The 19990-nt window shown below is 64.1% G+C and carries 19 protein-coding genes; 10 read left to right on the top strand and 9 right to left on the bottom strand.

Translation table 11 applies throughout. The features are described from left to right. Window positions 1-21 precede the first annotated feature (21 nt). On the top strand, window positions 22-1383 hold the full coding sequence (locus tag ACHIRB_RS22550) for an amidase (protein ID WP_395123470.1): 1362 nt from the start codon (window positions 22-24) through the stop codon (window positions 1381-1383). A 53-nt stretch (window positions 1384-1436) separates the two neighbouring features. On the opposite strand, the gene ACHIRB_RS22545 is transcribed toward ACHIRB_RS22550, so the two are convergent. The 7 genes from ACHIRB_RS22545 to ACHIRB_RS22515 are packed head-to-tail and all read right to left on the bottom strand — an operon-like array spanning window position 1437 to window position 8326. Further along, window positions 1437-2636 carry a TetR/AcrR family transcriptional regulator gene (locus ACHIRB_RS22545; RefSeq protein WP_395123471.1) on the bottom strand — a complete coding sequence of 400 codons (1200 nt, stop codon included), beginning with the start codon at window positions 2634-2636 and terminating at the stop codon, window positions 1437-1439. Between the two features lie 21 nt (window positions 2637-2657). After that, a complete protein-coding gene (locus tag ACHIRB_RS22540; RefSeq protein WP_395123472.1) occupies window positions 2658-4205 on the bottom strand; it encodes a long-chain-fatty-acid--CoA ligase in 1548 nt (515 codons plus the stop codon). 38 nt (window positions 4206-4243) lie between these two features. After that, entirely contained in the window at window positions 4244-5395 is a 1152-nt protein-coding gene (locus ACHIRB_RS22535) for an acyl-CoA dehydrogenase family protein (protein WP_395123473.1), read from the bottom strand. Between the two features lie 13 nt (window positions 5396-5408). Beyond that, a complete protein-coding gene (locus ACHIRB_RS22530) occupies window positions 5409-6239 on the bottom strand; it encodes an SDR family NAD(P)-dependent oxidoreductase (RefSeq protein WP_395123474.1) in 831 nt (276 codons plus the stop codon). A 28-nt stretch (window positions 6240-6267) separates the two neighbouring features. Beyond that, a complete protein-coding gene (locus ACHIRB_RS22525; protein ID WP_395123475.1) occupies window positions 6268-6678 on the bottom strand; it encodes a MaoC/PaaZ C-terminal domain-containing protein in 411 nt (136 codons plus the stop codon). Then, window positions 6675-7136 (bottom strand): MaoC family dehydratase N-terminal domain-containing protein, encoded by a 462-nt coding sequence (locus ACHIRB_RS22520; protein WP_395123476.1) that lies wholly within the window; start codon window positions 7134-7136, stop codon window positions 6675-6677. The genes ACHIRB_RS22525 and ACHIRB_RS22520 overlap by 4 nt, the downstream gene beginning before the upstream one ends. A gap of 5 nt (window positions 7137-7141) precedes the next feature. Beyond that, window positions 7142-8326, bottom strand: a complete 1185-nt coding sequence (locus ACHIRB_RS22515; RefSeq protein WP_395123477.1) for a lipid-transfer protein — start codon at window positions 8324-8326, stop codon at window positions 7142-7144. A 197-nt stretch (window positions 8327-8523) separates the two neighbouring features. Between ACHIRB_RS22515 and ACHIRB_RS22510 the strand changes: the two genes are divergently transcribed. Together ACHIRB_RS22510 and ACHIRB_RS22505 are read left to right on the top strand one after the other, a co-directional pair. Continuing rightward, window positions 8524-9363, top strand: coding sequence for a LysR family transcriptional regulator (locus tag ACHIRB_RS22510; RefSeq protein WP_395123478.1), 840 nt, complete (start codon window positions 8524-8526; stop codon window positions 9361-9363). A gap of 9 nt (window positions 9364-9372) precedes the next feature. Further along, window positions 9373-10608: a PucR family transcriptional regulator gene (locus ACHIRB_RS22505; RefSeq protein WP_395127777.1), complete on the top strand. Its 1236-nt coding sequence runs from the start codon at window positions 9373-9375 to the stop codon at window positions 10606-10608. Window positions 10609-10625: 17 nt separating this feature from the next. Here the strand turns inward: ACHIRB_RS22505 and ACHIRB_RS22500 are convergent, their stop codons facing one another. Together ACHIRB_RS22500 and ACHIRB_RS22495 are read right to left on the bottom strand one after the other, a co-directional pair. Beyond that, entirely contained in the window at window positions 10626-10913 is a 288-nt protein-coding gene (locus ACHIRB_RS22500; protein WP_395115133.1) for a DUF2277 domain-containing protein, read from the bottom strand. Between the two features lie 9 nt (window positions 10914-10922). Continuing rightward, window positions 10923-13250 (bottom strand): serine/threonine-protein kinase, encoded by a 2328-nt coding sequence (locus ACHIRB_RS22495; RefSeq protein WP_395123480.1) that lies wholly within the window; start codon window positions 13248-13250, stop codon window positions 10923-10925. A gap of 252 nt (window positions 13251-13502) precedes the next feature. Here ACHIRB_RS22495 and ftsH point away from each other — a divergent pair, with 252 nt between their 5' ends. From ftsH to ACHIRB_RS22460, 7 genes are all read left to right on the top strand, one after another. Continuing rightward, on the top strand, window positions 13503-15845 hold the full coding sequence (ftsH, locus tag ACHIRB_RS22490; protein WP_395115131.1) for an ATP-dependent zinc metalloprotease FtsH: 2343 nt from the start codon (window positions 13503-13505) through the stop codon (window positions 15843-15845). Between the two features lie 114 nt (window positions 15846-15959). Continuing rightward, window positions 15960-16595, top strand: a complete 636-nt coding sequence (gene folE / locus ACHIRB_RS22485; protein ID WP_395123481.1) for a GTP cyclohydrolase I FolE — start codon at window positions 15960-15962, stop codon at window positions 16593-16595. A 41-nt stretch (window positions 16596-16636) separates the two neighbouring features. Continuing rightward, the gene (gene folP, locus ACHIRB_RS22480; protein WP_395115266.1) at window positions 16637-17455 is read left to right on the top strand and encodes a dihydropteroate synthase; all 819 of its coding nucleotides are present in this window, start codon (window positions 16637-16639) and stop codon (window positions 17453-17455) included. Continuing rightward, on the top strand, window positions 17448-17849 hold the full coding sequence (gene folB, locus ACHIRB_RS22475; RefSeq protein ID WP_395115129.1) for a dihydroneopterin aldolase: 402 nt from the start codon (window positions 17448-17450) through the stop codon (window positions 17847-17849). The genes folP and folB overlap by 8 nt, the downstream gene beginning before the upstream one ends. Then, window positions 17846-18355 (top strand): 2-amino-4-hydroxy-6-hydroxymethyldihydropteridine diphosphokinase, encoded by a 510-nt coding sequence (gene folK, locus ACHIRB_RS22470; protein ID WP_395123482.1) that lies wholly within the window; start codon window positions 17846-17848, stop codon window positions 18353-18355. Before folB ends, folK begins: the two co-directional genes overlap by 4 nt. Next, window positions 18355-18822, top strand: coding sequence for a DUF3180 domain-containing protein (locus ACHIRB_RS22465; protein WP_395123483.1), 468 nt, complete (start codon window positions 18355-18357; stop codon window positions 18820-18822). Before folK ends, ACHIRB_RS22465 begins: the two co-directional genes overlap by 1 nt. A 112-nt stretch (window positions 18823-18934) precedes the next feature. Further along, window positions 18935-19969, top strand: coding sequence for a DUF6779 domain-containing protein (locus tag ACHIRB_RS22460; RefSeq protein ID WP_395123484.1), 1035 nt, complete (start codon window positions 18935-18937; stop codon window positions 19967-19969). The last annotated feature ends 21 nt before the right edge of the window (window positions 19970-19990 follow it).

Here is a 19990-nt window from a genome sequence, read left to right as displayed (position 1 = left end):
AGCGCTCGGAAGGTGACCGCAATGTCGATCGAGGACCGAAACCAGGACCGATACGCCGCCGTGACAATTGCGGAGGACTGCCGATCCGGCCGTGCCGATCCCGTCGACGTCGTCCGGCGAGCGCTGGAGAACATCGCAGAACGCGACAGCGAGATCGGTGCATTCGTCGCTGTTCGCACCGACAGAGCGCTTGCGGAAGCTGCGGCGCTCGCGGACCGCAGTGGTTCTGAATCCCTTCCGCTGTACGGGGTTCCGATTGCCGTCAAAGACAATCTGCCGGTTGCGGGTGAGCCGATGCTGGCCGGATCGAGCGCAGGAAGCAACGTGCCCTCGGGTGCCGATCACGAAGTCGTCGCACGATTGCGAGCGGCAGGGGCCGTCGTCGTCGGCCTGACCGCGATGCCGGAGCTCGGTGCCTGGGGCGTGACGGACCGTCCCGGTGTGATCACCAGGAATCCGTGGAACCTCGAGCGCACCGCGGGCGGGTCGTCCGGTGGCAGTGCGGCCGCTGTCGCCGCAGGCATGGTGCCCGTCGCGCAGGGCAACGACGGACTCGGCTCGATCAGAAGTCCAGCAGCGTGCTGCGGACTGGTCGGCATCAAACCCGGGTTCGGTCTGGTGCCCGCAGGCATCGGTGGCAACGACTGGTACGGAATGGCCGAAAACGGTCCGCTTGCAACCACAGTCGCCGACGCAGCGCTCGTCCTGTCGGTGATGGCCGATCAGCCGGAACTTGCGACGATCGGACATCCAGGAAAGCTGAAGATCGGTCTCGCGGTCGGATCGCCGTCGCCGATCGTCCGCGTCGACCGGCACTGGACAGCAGCCGCGCGGACGGCGGGAGGCGTGTTCGCCTCGGCAGGGCACCTGGTGCAGACGACGGTACTGCCGTATCCGAAGAACCCGGTCGGTGAGATCGCGCGCTGGACCGCGTCGACCGCGCTCGATGCGCGAGACCTCGATCGCACGCGGTTGCAGAAGCGGTCGCGCGGGCATGTGCGGCTCGGCAAAGCCGCAACGCGTCTCGGACTGGTCAAGTCCGCACAGTCCGATCGTCTCGACACCAACCTGCGCGAATTCTTCGCCGAATTCGATGTCGTTCTCACGCCGATGCTGGCGCAATCGCCGCCGAAGGCCGAAGCATTCAGCGAAAAATCGTGGCTGTCGAACATGGTCGCGAGCATTCGATATGCGCCCTACGCGGCACTGTGGAACGTGTCGGGCTATCCCGCGGCAAGTGTCCCGATCGGAATACACCCGGTCACCGGGACACCGCTCGCCGTCCAGATTGCGGCGGCACCCGGTCGCGAGGCCGTCATTCTCGCTCTCGCCGCGCAGCTGGAACAACGTCGGCCGTGGGCGCGTCTTGCGCCTGACTGCTAGAGGCGGCTACGCCGCTCGTGAGTCCTTTTGGTGGTTCCGCCCTCCGAAAAGACTCACGATCGGCGCAGCCGCCTTATCCCTAGGACGTCGGCACCGATCGAGATCAGCGCCGACGGCACGGCTGGACTTGTCGACGGCAACGACACGATCTCGTTGATCATGATCTGCACGGCCTGAACACGTAGCCGTGCCCGTGCGTAGTCGAGCTCGGGATGGATCAGTCGGAGCAGGTGTACCCACTCGGCAATGTAGGAGCGCTGAGCGTTGCGCGCACGAGTGCGTTCGGCTTCGGGTAAGTGCATCGACTCGGAAACGATCAGCGTGGTGATGTGTGGGTTGTCGGAGAAGGTGGTGCAGTAGCCGACGAGTAGTCGGTGCAGGCCGTCTTGCGGATCGCGCGCCGCAGCGAAGGCCCTGTTCATCTCGAGCTGCAGATATTCGTCACCTCGAAAGATGGCCGCCGCGAGGATGTCCGATTTGTTCGGGAAGTGGCTGTAGACACTCGGTCCGGCCATACCGACGCAAGCTCCGATGTCGTCGACACTCACGCTCGAGTAGCCGTTCGTCGCGAACAGGCGAGTGGCTTCGGCGAGAATGGCTTCGCTCCGTGATCGTGCGGTCAGCGCTCCAGGCGGCGCGATCGCACCGGCCGATCGCTCGCCCACCCGCGGAACGCGAGCGGCCAGCACGGACGCGACGAGTTCGCTCAGTACCGTGACGAATTCGGGCTCCGGTAGCGAAACACCGTGGAAGGAAATGCTGTTCGCGACGGCAAGAGCGCTCTTGGCGAGGAAGTCTGCCTGGGCAGCGCCGAGGTCTCCCCGCGTGCGGACGATCGCGGCAGCGACCCGACCTTCGATTCGACGCGTTTCCGCGCGCATCGCCTTGCGCTCGGCCGGTAGCAGGTGGCGCGCTTCGCGGCGCCAGAGCACGCCAATGCCTCGGTATTCCACAGCGGCCGCTGCCAATACACTTGCGATGTCGACCGAGGTGTCGGATTCTGCCGCGGTCAGCGACGCAGCGACCTTGGCGAGCGCGGTCGAGACGACCGTCGCAAGTAGGTCCTGCTTGCCACGGAAGTGCCGGTACAGTGCCGACGGACCGATCGCGACCGCTGCCGCGACATCGCTCATTCCCACATCGGCAAAGCCGTTGCGGTAGAACAAGTCCGCGGCAGCGTCGACGATCAGCTGGCGGCGGTTGGCGGGCCGTGTGCCCCGAAGCGGACCGACCGCTTCGGGATCGGTCGTCATGGTCGGCCGACGCCGGCGAGGTCAGGAGACCTGATGTGCGGCTGTATCCCAATACTGTTTGCGCAGTTCGCGTTTGAGAATCTTTCCGGCACCCGACATCGGCAGTGCGTCGACGAATTCGACGCTGCGTGGTGACTTGTAGCCTGCGATCAAGGATTTGCAATGCGCCCGGATCTCGTCCTCGGTCGCCGAAGTTTCGGGCAGCAGCACTACGACGGCGTGTACCCGTTCGCCCCACTCTTCGTCCGGTACGCCGATCACCGCACATGCGGCAACCGCCGGATGGCCGGCGAGTGCGTTCTCCACCTCGGCCGAATAGACGTTCTCGCCGCCGGTGATAATCATGTCCTTGATGCGATCGACGATGAAGACGTAGCCGTTCTCGTCCATGCGGCCGCCATCGCCGGTGTGCATCCAGCCATCGCGGATTGCTGCGGCTGTATCGTCGGGTCGGTTCCAGTAGCCGAGCATGACGCTGTCGCCACGAACGACGACCTCGCCGACCACACCCCTGTCGACCTCGTTGTCGTCCGGATCCACGATCCTGACTTCGACGTGCGGAGCAGCGCGTCCGGCAGCGCGACGCAGCTCGGGGTTGTCGTGATCTGCTGGGTGGAGAAGTGTTGCGACGGGCGACAATTCGGTCATGCCGTAGGCCTGCGTGAACCCGGCCGACGGGAACACCTTGCGGGCCCGTTCCAGCAATGCCACCGAGATCGGGGACGCCCCGTACACAAGGTGATCGAGCGAGGACAGGTCGAAATCGCCAATCGCTGGATCGTCGACAAGCATCTGGATCATCGTCGGCACCAGCAGCGCATCGGTCGCCGCGTGCTCCGCGATTGCTTTCATGACACCGGCTGGTGTGAACATCGGCACGATGACGTGCGTCGAACCGACGAGGTTGCCTGCCGTCCACGAGGCGATGTCTGCGAGGTGGAACATCGGCGCCGCGTGCAGCAGTCGCCCCAACGGCGAAATGAACTGCCCCGAAGCGAGACTGCCGATTGCCGACGTCAGCAGGTTCGTGTGGCTCAACATGACGCCCTTGGGATGACCGGTGGTGCCGCCGGTGTAGAAGACGCCGACCAGTTCGTCACCGCCGGTACGGGTGTCCTCGATCGGATCGTTGCTCGAAACGAGGTCTTCGTAGGCGAGCGCCCCGTCCGGCACAGCGCCTTCACCACAAAAGATGATCGTCGCCAATCCGGGAAACTGTTGCCGCAGAGCGGGGATCATCGGAGCGAAGGTGTCGTCGACGAACAGGATTCGGGTGTCGGACTCGACGAGGGAGTAGGAAATTTCCGCGGGGCTCCAGCGGATGTTCACCGGATTCACTGCAGCGCCGATCCACGGCACCGCGAACAAGTACTCGTGATAGCGATCGGAGTTCAGTGCCAGGATGCCGACTCGGTCGCCACGTGCGACGCCGAGCGACGAAAGAGCGCCTGCCAAACGTGCGATCCGGTCGGCGGATTCGGCGAAGGTGCGCGTGCGGCCGCCGAAGATCGTCGCCGGGCGATCAGGCCGCTGCTGTACGTTGCGGTGCAGTGATTGTGTCAAATACATTGCTGTTCCTTCAGATTCGGATTCTTGGCGTGGATGCGCTACAGCGAGCGCGCGATCAGTTCCTTCATGACTTCGTTCGCGCCCGCGTAGATCCGCTGGACCCTGGCATCGGCGTACATACGCGCGATCGGATACTCGAGCATGTATCCGTAGCCGCCGAAGAGTTGCACACAACGGTCGACGACCTGACCCTGGATTTCCGTTGTGTACGCCTTCGCCATCGACGCTGTCGCGCCGTCGAGTTCGCCGCGAAGATGGCGCTCGATGCAGCTGTCGACGAACACGCGTGACACGTGCGCGAGGGTGGCGCACTCCGCGAGTTCGAAACGTGTGTTCTGCATCTCGAACAGTGTGGCCCCGAATGCTTTGCGTTCCTTGGTGTAGCGCACCGTCAACGCGACTGCAGCCTCGGTCGCAGCGGCCGCGCACACTGCGACGACCAGCCGCTCGTGAGCGAGTTGCTTCATGAGGTAGCCGAAGCCGGCTCCCTCCTCACCAAGGAGATTGGCTGCCCGAACACGGACATCGGTGAACGACAGTTCCGCGGTGTCCTGACCTTTCATGCCGACCTTGTTCAGCAGACGGCCGACCTCGTAACCCGGTGGGTCTGCTGTTTCGACGACGATCAGCGACGTACCCTTTGCGCCCGCACTCGGATCGGTCTTGACGACGACGATCACGAGATCGGCGTGTTTTCCGTTCGAGATGAACGTCTTGGATCCGTTGACGATGTAGTGATCACCGTCGCGAACAGCTGTGCTGCGCAACGCCTTCAGGTCCGATCCCGCGCCAGGCTCGGTCATGGCGATGGCGCCGACGATGGCACCACTGGCCATACCAGGAAGCCAACGTTGCTTCTGCTCCTCGCTGCCGTACGCAAGGATGTAATGAGCGACCAGACCGCTGTGCACCATGTTGCCGAATGCGGTATCGCCGAGTCCGTACTGAGCGTCGAACAGGGCGAAATCGTGGGCGAGTGTCCCGCCCCCGCCGCCGTACTCCTCGGGTATCGATGCGCACAGCAGGCCGAGGGCGCCCGCCTGGTTCCAGAATTCGCGATCGACGTGCTTCTGGTCGGCAAACCGTTCCTGGTGCGGAATGAGTTCTGCTTCGAAGAACTTCGTGGCCATGTCTTTCAGAGCGACGATCTCGTCGTCGATCCATGGCGAGCGGTACACAGCGGTGGTCACGTGAATTCCGTTCTCAGATGCTGAAACCGCCACCGCAGACGAGGGTCTGCGCGCTGACGTAGTCGGATTCGGGTGTGCACAGCAGGTAGACCGAGCCGGCTGCTTCGGTCGGTGTGCCTGCGCGGCCGAGGGGAATCATCTGCTCCATCGCAGCGAGCAGATGCGGGTTGACGCCGACTTTGAGCTTCTTGCCCTCGATGTCGATGGTGCTGCTGCCGTCGGCCGATGCCTCCGTGAGTCTGGTCTTGATGAAACCGAAGGCAACGGTGTTGACGGTGACGTTGTAGCGGCCCCACTCCTTGGCCAGCGTCTTGGTCAGACCGTTGATGCCTGCCTTGGCAGCCGAGTAGTTCGCCTGGCCCGCGTTGCCGCCGGTGCCTGCCATCGAGGAGATGTTGACGACCTTGCGGCAGGGAATCGGCTCGCCCGCTTCCTTGGCCTTCTTGGCCGCGGCAGCGATGACGGGCTGCGCTGCGCGCAAGATTTTGAACGGTGCTTTGAGGTGCACGTCGAGGATCGCGTCCCACTGTTCGTCCGTCATCTTCTGGATGACCGAATCCCAGGTGTAGCCGGCATTGTTGATGATGATGTCGAGTCCGCCGAACGAATCGACGGCGGTCTGGACGAAACGCTCCGCGAAGCCGTCCTCGGTAACGCTGCCTGCGCAGGCAACAGCTTTGCCGCCGGCGGCTTCGATGTCGGCCACAGTTTCCGCGGCCGGATCGGCGTCGAGATCGTTGACGACGACGCTTGCGCCTTCACGGGCGAGCTTGAGCGCGATCTCGCGTCCGATGCCGCGGCCCGAGCCGGAGACGATGGCGACCTTGCCTTCGAGAGTTCCCATGTGTTGCAGTCCTTTTCGGTTCGGATGATCAGACGGCGACGACTGCGTCGCCGGTGAGGGTGATTTGGCCGTCAGCGAGGGTGACGGTGAGGGCGAGCGTTGCGCGGCGTTCGCCGTCGACATCGTCGATCGCGACGACCTCGCCCGTGGCGGTCGGCTTTCCGTGCACAGGTGTGATCGAGGCGAAGCGGACGCCGTAGGACCGAATCGCCTGCGGATCAACCCAATTGGTGAGCAGTCGACCGAGGTAGGCCATCGACAGCATGCCGTGCGCGAAGACGTCCTCCAGGCCGATCGACTTGGCCACGTCGAGGTCGACGTGCATCGGATTGTGGTCGCCGGACGCGCCTGCGAAGAGCGCAAGGGTTGTTCGGGAAATCGCGGCGATCTCGAGCGGTGGCAGTTGGGTGCCGACCTCGATTGTGTCGGTAGCTGTCATTTGTTCGCTCCTGCCGGGTTGCGGACCACGATGATCGTTGTCAGATCGGCGACGGCGGAACCGTCGGCGCGGGTCACCGCGGTGTCTTTGACGATGAAGTCCAACGCTCCGCCCTTCTTGCTGTAGACGTCGGAGATCGTCGACGTCGCAGTCAAGGTGTCGCCGGGGTAGGCGGCGGAGTGATAGACGAAACGCTGCTCGCCGTGCAGGACGTAGCGGAGATCGATCTCGAGATCCGCAGCCCAACCGAACGGGTTCGGGTTCTCGAGTTCGATCGAGAAGAAGAAGGTCGGCGGTGCGGGGATGTCGCGATGTCCAGCGGCTCTGGCGGCTTCGGGATCGGTGAAGATCGGGTTGGTCTCGCCGATTGCCTTGGCGAAGAAGCGAAGTCGACCGGCATCGAGGGTCAGTTCGGTGCCTGGGAAAGTCGTCCCGATGATGTTGGTGTCGAGTGCCACGGAGATCAGCTCACTTTCTCGTAGAGGGTGACGACTGCGGCTCCGCCGAGTCCGATGTTGTGCTGGAGCGCGAGGTTGACGCCCTCGACCTGACGGCCCTGCGCCTGACCTCGCAACTGCCACACCAGTTCTGCGCACTGCGCGAGACCGGTCGCGCCGAGGGGGTGTCCTTTCGACAGCAGACCGCCCGACGGGTTCGTCACGACCTGGCCGCAGTAGGTGTTGTTCCCGTCGGCGATGAACTTTTCCGCGGTGCCTTCGGGCGTGAAGCCGAGACCCTCGTAGGTGAGAAGTTCGTTGGTCGTGAAGCAGTCGTGCAGCTCGACGACGCGGATGTCTTCCGGTCCGACACCTGCCGCCTCGTAGACCTGATCGGCAGCGGCTTTGGCCATGTCGTAGCCGACCACGCGAAGCATGTCGCCGGAGAACGTCGACGGGAAGTCGGTGGTCATCGCTTGGGCCTTGATCACGACGGAATCGTCGAGTCCGTGCGCGGCGGCGAATTGTTCGCTGCACAGAATTGCCGCGGCTGCTCCGCACGTAGGCGGGCAACACTGCAGGCGGGTGAGGGGACCGAAGATTCGTGGGGATTCCAGGACCTCCTCGACGGTGATCGGATCGCGGAAGACGGCGTACGGATTGTTGGCGGCGTGCTTGCGTGCCTTGACGGCGATCTGCGCGAACACCTTCGGGTCGACGCCGTACTTGTTGGCGTACGCGGTGCCCGCGCCGCCGAAGTACTGCGCGGCGAACGGGGCGTCGTTGTCCCAGCCCTGCAGCGCCTTGGTGCTGTCGTTGAATCGGTCGAATGCGTTGGGTCGATCGCTCCACATCGATCCGAGTGCGCCGCGTTGCATCTGTTCGAATCCGAGGGCGATCACGCATTCCGCTGCGCCGGTCTCGATCGCCTGTCGCGCGAGGAACAGCGCGGTGGATCCGGTCGAGCAGTTGTTGTTGACGTTCATGATCGGGATGCCGCTCTGGCCGAGGCCGTAGAGCGCTGCCTGGCCGGACGTGGAATCGCCGTAGACGTAGCCGACGTAGGCCTGCTGCACCGACGTGTAGTCCACGCCCGCGTCGGCGAGTGCCTTCCGCGCTGCCTGTTCGCCCATCGCGCCGTACGGCTCGGCGTTTCTCGGTGTCTTGAAAGGAATCATTCCGACGCCCGCTACCACTACTCGTTTGCTCATGCGCGACCTCTCCGAATCGAACCTAGGTGATATTCACTTAGTAGACCGTAGTCGGGGTAAAACCGCAATAGGCGCGATTCTTTGCGTTCCTGAATCCCTAGATCTGATTCACATCGTCGAGTAGCGCCCCAACGTCCGCCCGCGCCTGGTTGGACCTTCAATCAGATTTCTGATAGCCATTAGCTATGGAGCCGCACTTGCGTGACCTGCGATACTTCGTCGCCGTCGCCGAGGAATTGCATTTCACCAATGCCGCAGTGCGACTCGGGATCGCGCAACCGACGCTGTCGCGCCAGATCCGCCAACTGGAAACACAGTTGGAAACGACGCTCTTCGACCGTGACCAGCGGTCGGTCGCGCTCACGGTTGCAGGTAAGGAACTGCTCGAAGGTGCGCGCAGCATTCTTGCGGCATGGAACGGGATCAGCCTGCGGCTCAACCATGCGGGGGAGACGCTGCGAGTAGGTCTGCAAACGGCGATAAACCGCGGCCTGCTCAACGATCTCGAACGTGGAAGCGGGCAGACCCTCGAATTCCACCCCTCGCCATGGAGTGACCCGACCTGTGGCCTCGCGACTCGGAAAGCGGATCTGGCGCTCGCCTGGGTCCCGCCGGCCGACGAACGGTATCTTTCGCGCGCCCTCCGCAGTGAGCTGCAGTGGATTATCATGCCCGAAAGCCATCGACTGGCCGAATCCGACGGGGTGAACATGGTCGACCTACTCGACGAGCCCTTCATTGCCCTGCCGCCCGAAGCCGGAGCCCTTCGCGACTACTGGCTCGCGACCTACGCGCGCGATGGTCGCCCCGTCGTCGTCGGCGCCGAAGCCGACACAGCCGAAGAGAAGATCGAAGCAATCGAGCATGGACTCGGCATCTGCTTGATCGCCGAGGGTGCTGTGCCGCTCTACCGCTGGCCGGGCATCGTCGCTCGACCGGTTCTCGACCTCGCGCCGTGTGAACTGTCGATAGCCTGGCGGGTCGACGACGATCGTGATGCAGTGCGTGACTTCGTCTCTCACGCGTCGGGTCGGTAGGCGCTCATCGTGGTGAGCGCCGCGCCGGAGGCCGAGATCAGGGATTGGTTGCGTGCCTACGTTGCGGAAAACCTCAATCCCGAGCGGATGATTCCGCTCGTCGACCGACTCGACTCGCGAATTGTTGCGCTTGTTCCCGGGCTCGCCGACCGCGAACTGCAGCACGATCTGAGAGCTAGTACCAGAGCGCAGTTGCACAGTCTGCTCGTTGCCTTCACGGACGACGAATTCAACGTCGTCGTGCCGCCCGAGGCGCATACCCTCGCGCGAACGGTCGCGCGGCGCGGCCTGGAACTGCGTGTTCTCATGCATATCTATCGGGCCGGTCAGCAGGCGGGCACCGAGTACATGGCCGACGTGATCACCGAACAGGATCTGCCGTACACATTCGAGCGGGCAATTCTCCTTCGCCTTTTCGAGTTGGCGAACAAGTGGCTAGGTATCTCGCTGGAGTTGCTGACCGATACCTTCGTCGAAGAGCGGGAACTGAGCCTGCGCGATGTGTTCACCCGCCGTGCCGAAACGGTCCGCGCGATCCTTGCGGGCGATGCGACCGACACCGACACTGCGTCGAGGCGGCTCGGCTATCGACTCCCCGGACGCCATGTCGCGTTTGTCGTCTGGTCCGACGACGCTGCGGCGGACGGCGACGTGATCACCGCGCTGGATCGCGTCGCGGCGTCGATCGCAGAGCGGGTAGGTGCGACCAACAAGCTGACGGTGCCATCGGGTGCGCGGGGATTGTGGGCCTGGCTGGCGTTCGATTCGGCGACGGATCTGGTCGACCTGCGCTCCGATCGGTTGGCAGACAGCTCGATTCGCGTCGCACTCGGTGGCTGGGGAACCGGTGTTGCCGGTTTTCGCCGCAGCCACCGCGAGGCTGTCGCGGCGCGGGCCGTCGCGCAGAGCGCGGGTGGGTCCGAGTGGCTGACCGACTACCGAGACGTGGAGCTGGTGCACCTACTGTCTGCGGATCGAGAAGGTATGCGCGCGTTGATATCTCGCGAGCTCGCAGGCATCGACGGTCTGGACGTCGGCTCGGCGCGCCTGCGGCATACGCTGCACGTCTACCTGCAGTGCCAGCGCAGTCCGGATGCGGCGGCCAAGGTGCTCGGCGTCCACAAGAACACCGTCAGATACCGCATCCAGCGAGTCGAAGAACTCCTCGGTCACGACGTCAAAGGCCGAAGGCTGCAGCTCGAGACCGCACTGGCGTGCGCTGCAACCTACGGGGTGAGCGGCTAGCGCCCAGGTATCAGCATTCAGGCGTGCGTGTGCGTGTGCGGGTGCGCGTGGGTGTGCTGGCGAGCGTGAATACGTCGCAACGGCGGATCGTTCTTGGGTGGAACCTTACGAGCAGGCAGGTCGTCGAGCAGGCGAGCGGTGATCGCGGCGATCTCCGCTACGGCCACATCGACGGCAGCCTTGTTGTTCGCCGAGATGGAGGACAGACCACCAACCTTGCGAACGTATTGCAGCGCTGCCGCGGTGATCTCGTCCTGCGTCGCAGGTGGCTCCAGTCCGCGTAGTGCGGTGATGTTTCGGCACATGTTTTCAGCCTACGTGTCGGTCGATGGGTTGGCAGGCGCGTTGGGAGGGCTCGAGGACGCGACCCTTTCGAGCGCGCGCAGATCGTTTTCGAGCGTCCGGAACACCCAGTAGACGCCGACGAACGCAATCGCGCTTCCGACGCACAGAACCCGGATAGGAACGATCACGTCGGCCAGATCGTCGGGCGGAATGAACGTCGCTCCCGCAACGCCTATCAGCGGCACGGCCGCGGCGATGGCGAGGTAGAAGGTGCTGCGCCGATCGAGTAGGCGCAGCATCGTCGCGTCGTCGTCGCTGATGGCACCGTGCGGCAGGAAGATCGGATACAGACACCGCACGGCGTAGAAGTTGACGAGGAAGAACGGGTAGGCCACGGCGATCGCGCCGCATACGATCTGCGTCGCGAAGAAGTGGATGTAGGTGCCGGTGGCGATCTCGGTGCCGGTGACCGCGAGTGTGACCGGCACCCCGATGCCGGCGATCACCCATAAACAGAAGCAAGCCAACGCATTTCGATGACCGAGCCGCAACGTGTCCGCACGCGCTCTGGCCAGGGCCGCGGCGTCGTAGGACCGGCCTTTCCGTAGACCGAGTGAGACGAACCAGAGGTGATACAGGAAGACGTTCGTCGCAATGAAGCCGAGCAGAAACGCGATCGAGTACGTCCACAGGGTCAGCTGGGTAAAGCGTTGTTGCGCATCGTCATCGAGTTTGCTGATGATCAGCGTGGCGTTGTGGTTGTAGCCGTAGGCGATCGCAAGCGCATTGGGAACGGCGATCGCGAGCGCCATCACCGGTAACGCCCACAAACGCAACCGCAGTCGCCAACTGCGCGGGGGCGGATCTACGAGATCCCGGGCATGCGCGTCGAGGCACACGTCGAGTTGCTGAGCCATCTCGTTTCCGGTGGACCAACGATCCGCGGGCTCGGGTGCCAGCGCTTTCAGCAGCACTCGACGCAGGGCCGTCGGGCAATCGGCGGGGAGATCTTCGGGAGCGGGATGACGTCCGTCGCGGCGGCGCCGCAGCATCGCTTCGAGTGTGGTTCGGTCACCTGCCTGCGCGATGTCGCTGTCATCGAACGGCTTGACGCCCGTAAGGAGTTCCCACAGCACCACAGCCAACGAGTACAGATCGCTGCGCGTGTCCAGATCGGCGGCTGTAACCCCGGAGTCGGGTTGCACGACGGAAAGCTGCTCCGGCGACATGTACGCCAGTGACCCGCCGAAGTAGGCGACCGGACTCGACCCCGACACGTTGCCGCTGAAACTGATGTTGAAGTCGGCAAGCTTCGGTACCCCTTCGGCCGTCAGCAGAACGTTCGCCGGTTTGACGTCACGATGCAGCACGCCGTGGCGGCCCGCGTAGTCGAGCGCGTCCGCCAACCGACGACCGAGCCACGCAACGGTCTCGGGCCAGGAGAGTTCGGCCAGCTCCGTTCGAACGCCTGGCTCACTCGGGCGGATCTCGCCCTTGTCGGCGAGGCCCGCGTCGATCACGTCCAAAAGCAAGCGCCCCGACCGCTGTTCGACCGGTGTCGTACGAACCTTCTTCAGGACGTCGAGCAACGTTCCGCCGGGAACGTACTGCATGTACAGCAGCCGCAGCTTTCGTCCCTCGAGCACTCGCTGATCGAAGACCCGAACGATGTAGTCGTGATCGAGTTGGGCGAGCGTCTGCGGTTCGGTGCCGTGGTCCTCGGAAATCTTGACGGCGACGAGCCGCTGCATCGACCGCTGTCTGGCCAGAAACACCTTCGCGAACGCGCCTCGGCCGAGGCTCGTCATGAGGTCGAAGTCGCTGATGCGCTGTCCGACGTCGACTTCGTCCAGTGCAATCGGGTTCCCCGAGTGCGCTATGAGCGTGCCGTCGAAATCTCCGGTTGTCAGGATGGACGACAGTTCGTCGGCCTGGTCGGGGAACTGCTCGGTGTATTCGGCTGCATCGACGGATTGCCCGCTGCGGCGTCGGACGATGAACTCCTCGTAGATCAAATCGGGAGGCAGCGGCATCGCACGCAGTTCGGGAAGTTCATCGCAATACTCGGCGAGGCGTTTGTGGCGCTCGCCGCCGCGATCGGCACCGAGCCACCGGTGTTCGAGGTCGATCTTGACGAGTTCGATCATCGTGACGCGGCGGATCGCAGGTGACTGCGGGACGTAACTGATCAGATCGGGGGGCGTATCCGACGCCGTCAGACCGTTCCAGGCGGCGGCGAAACGCTCGACGACATCCGCGAGCACGGTCCGCGATTGCCCACCGACAGGCTCCGCGGCGTCGGACGCCGCGGTCGGTTCGGTCGATCGAGCGGTGTGAATCCCGGTGCCGGGAACCATTCTGCAGATGCTATCCGGGCATGGGAGGTTGCACCGCGATTGCTAGCGATCGGGGCTGTCGCAACCCGGCTGGGAACCTCTCGTATCGCGCGGACGTTGTAGGCGTGAGCGAGTGCGGCACCTATCCGGCGAGACTGCCTGCTATCTGGACACCGAACCTTCGCGGTAACCTGGTTTCCTCCGGCGGGAAAGACCGAAACACTCGATGATCCGAGTTCACGCGAAAGGACTGGCCATCGCGGCCGACGCTGTATGAACCGCAAGACTGTGTTTCGAAACCTGGCGATACTTGCCGCCGTCCTCCTTGCCGTCTACGCATTCAGCTACTTCGGTAACGACACACGTGGCTGGCAGAACGTGGACACCTCCGTCGCGCTGTCGCAGCTGAAGGACAAAAACGTCGACGAGGTGCAGATCGACGACCGCGAGCAGCAAATTCGCCTGAAGCTCAAGAACGGCAACGACGCGACCGACGGAAAGACCCAGGTCATCGCGAAGTACCCGAACGCGGCGTCGGGCGACGTCTTCCGCGCTGTGCAGGATTCCGGGGCCACCAAGTTCAACACCGAGGTCAACGGCGAAAGTTGGGTCAGCTCGCTGCTGTTGTTCGTGCTGCCGCTCGTGATCCTGCTCGGGCTGTTCATCTTCGTCATGGGCCGCATGCAGGGTGGCGGTCGCGGCGGGGTGATGGGCTTCGGTAAGTCGAAGGCGAAGCAGCTGACGAAGGACATGCCGAAGACGACGTTCTCCGACGTCGCCGGTGCCGACGAAGCTGTCGAAGAGCTCTACGAGATCAAGGACTTCCTGCAGAATCCGGCGCGCTACCAAGCACTCGGCGCGAAGATTCCACGGGGCGTGCTCCTGTACGGCCCGCCCGGAACAGGTAAAACACTTCTTGCCCGCGCGGTCGCAGGCGAGGCAGGCGTTCCGTTCTTCACCATCTCCGGCTCCGATTTCGTCGAGATGTTCGTCGGTGTCGGTGCGTCGCGAGTGCGTGACCTTTTCGAACAGGCGAAACAGAACAGTCCCTGCATCATTTTCGTCGACGAGATCGATGCGGTCGGCCGTCAGCGCGGCGCAGGCCTCGGCGGTGGGCACGACGAACGCGAACAGACGCTCAACCAGCTGCTCGTCGAGATGGACGGCTTCGGTGAGCGCACCGGCGTCATCCTGATCGCCGCTACCAACCGTCCCGACATCCTCGATCCCGCACTCCTGCGGCCAGGACGTTTCGATCGCCAGATCCCGGTCGGCAATCCCGATCTCGCCGGTCGCCGGTCGATCCTTCGTGTGCACTCGAAGGGCAAGCCGATAGCCACCGACGCAGACCTCGACGGTTTGGCGAAGCGGACGGTCGGCATGTCGGGCGCCGATCTGGCGAACGTGATCAACGAGGCCGCATTGCTGACCGCGCGCGAAGGCGGCACCGTGATCGTGGGCGACGCGTTGGAGGAAGCCGTCGACCGAGTCATCGGCGGGCCCCGTCGCAAGAGCCGGATCATCAGCGAGCACGAAAAGAAGATCACGGCCTATCACGAGGGTGGCCACACCCTTGCCGCGTGGGCAATGCCTGACATCGAGCCCGTCTACAAGGTGACGATCCTTGCCCGCGGTCGTACCGGCGGCCACGCCATGACGGTGCCCGAAGACGACAAGGGCCTGATGACGCGTTCGGAGATGATCGCGCGTCTCGTCATGGCGATGGGTGGGCGAGCAGCCGAGGAATTGGTGTTCCACGAGCCGACCACGGGTGCGTCGTCCGATATCGATCAGGCGACCAAAATTGCTCGCGCAATGGTGACCGAATACGGCATGAGTGCGAAGCTCGGCGCTGTCCGTTACGGCCAGGAGCAGGGCGATCCTTTCCTCGGTCGGTCGATGGGTGTCGCACCGGATTACTCGCACGAGATCGCCCGCGAGATCGACGAGGAAGTGCGCAACCTGATCGAGGCCGCACACACAGAGGCCTGGGCGATTCTCAACGAGTACCGCGACGTGCTGGATATCTTGGCGACCGAGCTGCTCGAGCGAGAAACGTTGCACCGCAAGGACTTGGAAGAAATCTTCGGCGACGTCGAGAAGCGTCCTCGGATCACAGCGTTCAACGATTTCGGCGGTCGTACGCCGTCGGACAAGCCGCCGGTCAAGACCCCGCGCGAACTGGCGACCGAACGTGGCGAGACGTGGCCGCCCGAGTTGCCACCGACGCCGAGCGATCCGTCACAGCTGCCGCGGCACGCTCCGGCGAACGGCTATCACCAGCCTGCGCCGGTTCCGGGTGGCGGCTACGGTCCGCCGCAGCGGCAGGCACCGCAACCATCGCGTCCCGACTACGGCGCACCAGCTGGTTGGTCGGCGCCCGGTTGGCCGCCGCAGGAGACCGACGAACCTCACGGTCCGACACCGGGGGATCGGTGGACGCCGGGGCAGCATGGCTATCAGCCAGGTCAGCCACCTCGACCGCCGCAGGGCAACGGTCCTTCCGGACCGACGCACGCCTGGAATCCGCAGCCAGGTGGCCGACACGACGGATCGGATCGATACGGCCCGAACGGCGAATCTGAATCCTGGGAAGGCCCGAACGGGCGCCATTAGGGTCCGGCCTAGGGTTTAGCCGCAGGGCTCTATTCGAATGCTCGACCGTCGGATGCTCGGCCTGACGACAGGCCCTGACGCCGAAGGGGAGCCACAAACTGGAGGTGGTGTCACTTGGCGCTCGAGCAGCTCGATGGCAACGGCAACGCCGGGGAATTCGCCGAGGCACTGCAGACCGGCAATCCTTTCGATCAGCCGCGGGCCGAAGCCGCCGTACGTGAGCTGTTGCTGGCGGTCGGCGAGGATCCGGATCGCGAAGGACTGAAAGACACGCCTGCGCGGGTCGCTCGTGCCTACCGCGAAATGTTCGCAGGCCTCTTCGTCGAACCTGCAGAAGTTCTCAACACCACGTTCGACGAAGGTCACCAGGAGTTGGTGCTGGTCCGCGACATCCCGCTGTACTCGACCTGCGAGCATCACCTCGTCGCGTTCCATGGGGTCGCGCACGTCGGGTACATCCCCGGCACCACCGGCCGCGTCACCGGGCTGTCGAAGATTGCGCGCGTTGTCGACCTGTACGCGAAACGACCGCAGGTCCAGGAACGGCTGACGAGTCAGATCGCCGATGCTCTGATGCGGAAGTTGGATCCCCGCGGAGCGATCGTCGTGGTCGAGGCCGAGCATCTATGCATGGCGATGCGCGGAATTCGCAAGCCAGGAGCAAGTACAACGACCTCGGCGGTGCGTGGACTCTTCCAGTCGAGCGCGGCCTCACGATCCGAGGCCCTGGACCTGATGTTTCGCAAGTGAGCGCCCTGCCCGCGGCGCGCCACGATCGTGGTCTCGTCGTGATGGGTGTTCTGAACGTGACGAGTGATTCGTTTTCCGACGGTGGCCGTTATCTCGATCACGACGCCGCGATTGCGCACGGGGTCGAGCTCGCGGAAGCAGGCGCCGACATCATCGATGTCGGCGGCGAGTCGACGCGGCCAGGAGCCGCACGCGTCGATCCAGCTGTCGAAGCAGCGCGAATCGTCCCTGTGATCGAAGATTTGGTTGCAGCCGGCATCCGTGTCAGCGTCGACACGATGCGGTCGTCGGTCGCCGCCGCTGCGATTTCCGCCGGTGCTTCGGTGGTCAACGACGTATCGGGGGGCCGGGCGGATGCTGCGATGAAGACCGTCGTCGCGGCGGCGAAGGTGCCATGGATCCTGATGCATTGGCGGTCGGCGGCGGACTATGTCCACACCGGTTCCGCTGAACACTACGACGATGTTGTCGCCGAGGTCCGTGCAGAACTGCTGGTACAGGTCGATTCGGCCGTTGAAGCGGGAGTGGATCCGACTGCGATCGTGCTCGATCCCGGCCTCGGATTCGCGAAGAATGCCGACCACAACTGGGCTCTGCTAGCCGCATTGCCCGAGCTCACCGAGCTTGGTTTCCCGATCTTGATCGGTGCGTCGAGGAAACGTTTTCTCGGCAGCCTGCTTGCCGAAGACGGGGTGATTCGGCCCCCCGACGGCCGCGAGACAGCGACGGCTGTCGTGTCGGCACTGGCAGCGGTCAACGGCGCGTGGGGCGTTCGGGTCCACGACGTCGCAGGCACAGTCGATGCGCTGCGGGTCAGCGCCGCCTGGCGTGCCGCTGGGGAAGGCGCGAACCATGTCTGATCGCATCGAACTCGTCGGCCTCGAGGTATTCGGCCACCACGGGGTGTTCGACCACGAACGCCGTGACGGCCAGCTGTTTCTTGTCGACATCACAGTCTGGTTGGACATGTCGCACGCAGCGGTCACCGACGACCTCGCCGCCACCGTCGACTACGGCGGTCTTGCTGCTCGTGCGGCCGCGATCGTGGCAGGTCCGCCTCGGAATCTGATCGAGACGGTTGCCGTCGAGATCGCCGAGGACGTCATGACGCTCGAACTTGTGCACGCTGTCGAGGTCATGCTGCACAAACCGGCCGCGCCGATCCCGCTTACCTTTGCCGATGTCCGCGTCGTCGCTCGTCGATCTCGCAAGGGCGCTCGCCGCAGCACCGACGATCCAGGACTGCTCGAGTGAGCAGAGCAGTGCTGTCGATCGGTTCCAACATGGGCGATCGAGTGCAGAATCTGCAGTCGGTTCTCGATGCTTTCGGAGCGGCCGTCGTCGATGTTTCACCTGTATATACAACTGCGCCGTGGGGTGGGATCGATCAGGACGACTTTCTCAACGCGATACTCGTCGTCGACGATCCCGATGTCGATTGTCTCGGCTGGCTGCACCGCGGTCAGCAACTAGAGCAGGAAGCTGCCAGGACGCGGACCGTCGTGTGGGGCCCTCGCACGCTCGATGTCGACGTCGTCACCTGCGACGATATTCGTAGCGACGACCCGGAGCTGACGTTGCCACATCCGCGCGCTCACGAACGCGCGTTCGTCCTCGTCCCATGGATCGACGTCGAACCGGACGGCGTTCTCGACGTCGGCGGCGTTGCCACACCACTCACGCAGCTACTAGCTGGTCTGCCCGACGCCGAACGTGCGGGTGTAGGAACGACCGAATTCGTCCTGAAACGAACGCAGTGATGAAGCCGACACGTATCCCCGACCTCGTTGTACTGCTCGTCTTTGCCACCGCGGCGACGTGGCTACTGGTCCGAGTCTTCTACGGCCAGTTGCCACCGATTCCGGTCTACGCGGGAGCGTCGTTGTATCCGGTCGCCGTGGTCGAGGTTATTGCGGCGTTCATCATTCGATCGCGGGTCAACAACCACGAGATCGGTGACGGCCTCCGTCAGTTGCATCCGATCACCGCAGCACGCGCAGTAGCACTCGCCAAGGCGTCCGCACTGGTAGGCGCTGCGAGTGCCGGTGTGTGGCTCGGCTTCCTGCTTTACGTGTTTCCGCAGAGAGACACGCTGAGCGCAGCCGTCGCCGACAGCACGGGTGCCATCGTCGGGCTGGCCGCGGGAGTTGTTCTCGTCCTTGCCGCCCTGTGGCTCGAACACTGTTGCAGGGCACCGGAGGACCCGCCGGACGAGCCGGCGCACTGATGCTCGAGACGTCCGTTATGGCCGAAATCGGTCGCCTCCGCACGACTACCGAGCGGCAGAATCGCCGCACCGCTCCACGGTTCTCGACCTCTCGACAGCTACCCTTGGCGTCATGACGTCCGCTTCCCGCACCAAGTCGCCGCGTCGCGGCCGACGCAGCGCGGGCCAGCTGATCCTGGCGGCAATGCTCGGATTGGGCCTGATCGCGAGCATTTTTCTCATCTTTGCCGACAGTGTGCAACTGCTTCGCGTCGGCGTCGTCGCCGCCGCGTGGGCCGCCATAGTCGGCGGTATCGCGATGACGAAATACCGTCGAGAATCCGCCGTCGACAAGGCGAAGGCCCGCGATCTGCAGACGGTCTACGAATTGCAGTTGGAGCGCGAGATCTCCGCACGACGCGAGTTCGAGATGGGTGTAGAGGCCCGCGTACGGCGAGAAGTTCGTGCCGATGCCGAAGAACTCGCTGGACTTCGTGCCGAACTTGTCGCGTTGCGCGCGAACCTGCAGGTCCTCTTCGACGGTCAGCTGCCGTCGGAACGTGTCGCCCTGCGTGCCGATTCGACGCGGGTGCAGGAATTGGCGAGTGGCCAGGACGGCGACTATCCGGATTACCGGGAACCCCGGGCTCGAGATCTTCAGAACGGTCGCGACGTTCCCGTATTCGATCGCAATCGTCCGCCGGATCCCGCCTACGTTGCCGACAACAATCAACGACCGCAATTTGCGACGCCGTACGACGAACCGGTGACCGCGGAGGTCGCGGCCATCCCCGAGTTCGGCCCCATGCCAACCGCCCCGGCGCCGACGCTGGCGCCATCTGTGGTTTCGACTCCAGAGCAGCAGCTGCCGCAGTACGACGACGCTGCCGACACCGCGCCCGAGCCGATCTTCGAGCCCGAGCCGATCTTAGAGCCCGAGGCGGAGTTCGAGCCCGAGGCGGAGTTCGAGCCTGACGTCGACGCCGAGCTGCCCCCGCTACCCGAGCCTGCCGCGGGCTCACGGCGTCGTCGCCGCGCCGAAGCAGAGGCCGCTGAGGACGACGGCACGGCCCCGAAGAGCATTTCCGTCGCCGAACTGATGGCGAATCTTCGGTCGGAGACGGTCGGCAGCGAGGGTTCCGGTCGTCGCTCGCGCCATGGCCAGTGAGCCGTAGATCACTCTCCGCTC

The sequence above is a fragment of the Antrihabitans spumae genome (assembly GCF_043944905.1).
Lineage (GTDB): Bacteria > Actinomycetota > Actinomycetes > Mycobacteriales > Mycobacteriaceae > Antrihabitans > Antrihabitans spumae.
Note: the sequence above shows the minus strand (reverse complement) of the source record. Positions and strands in the feature narration are given on the sequence as shown.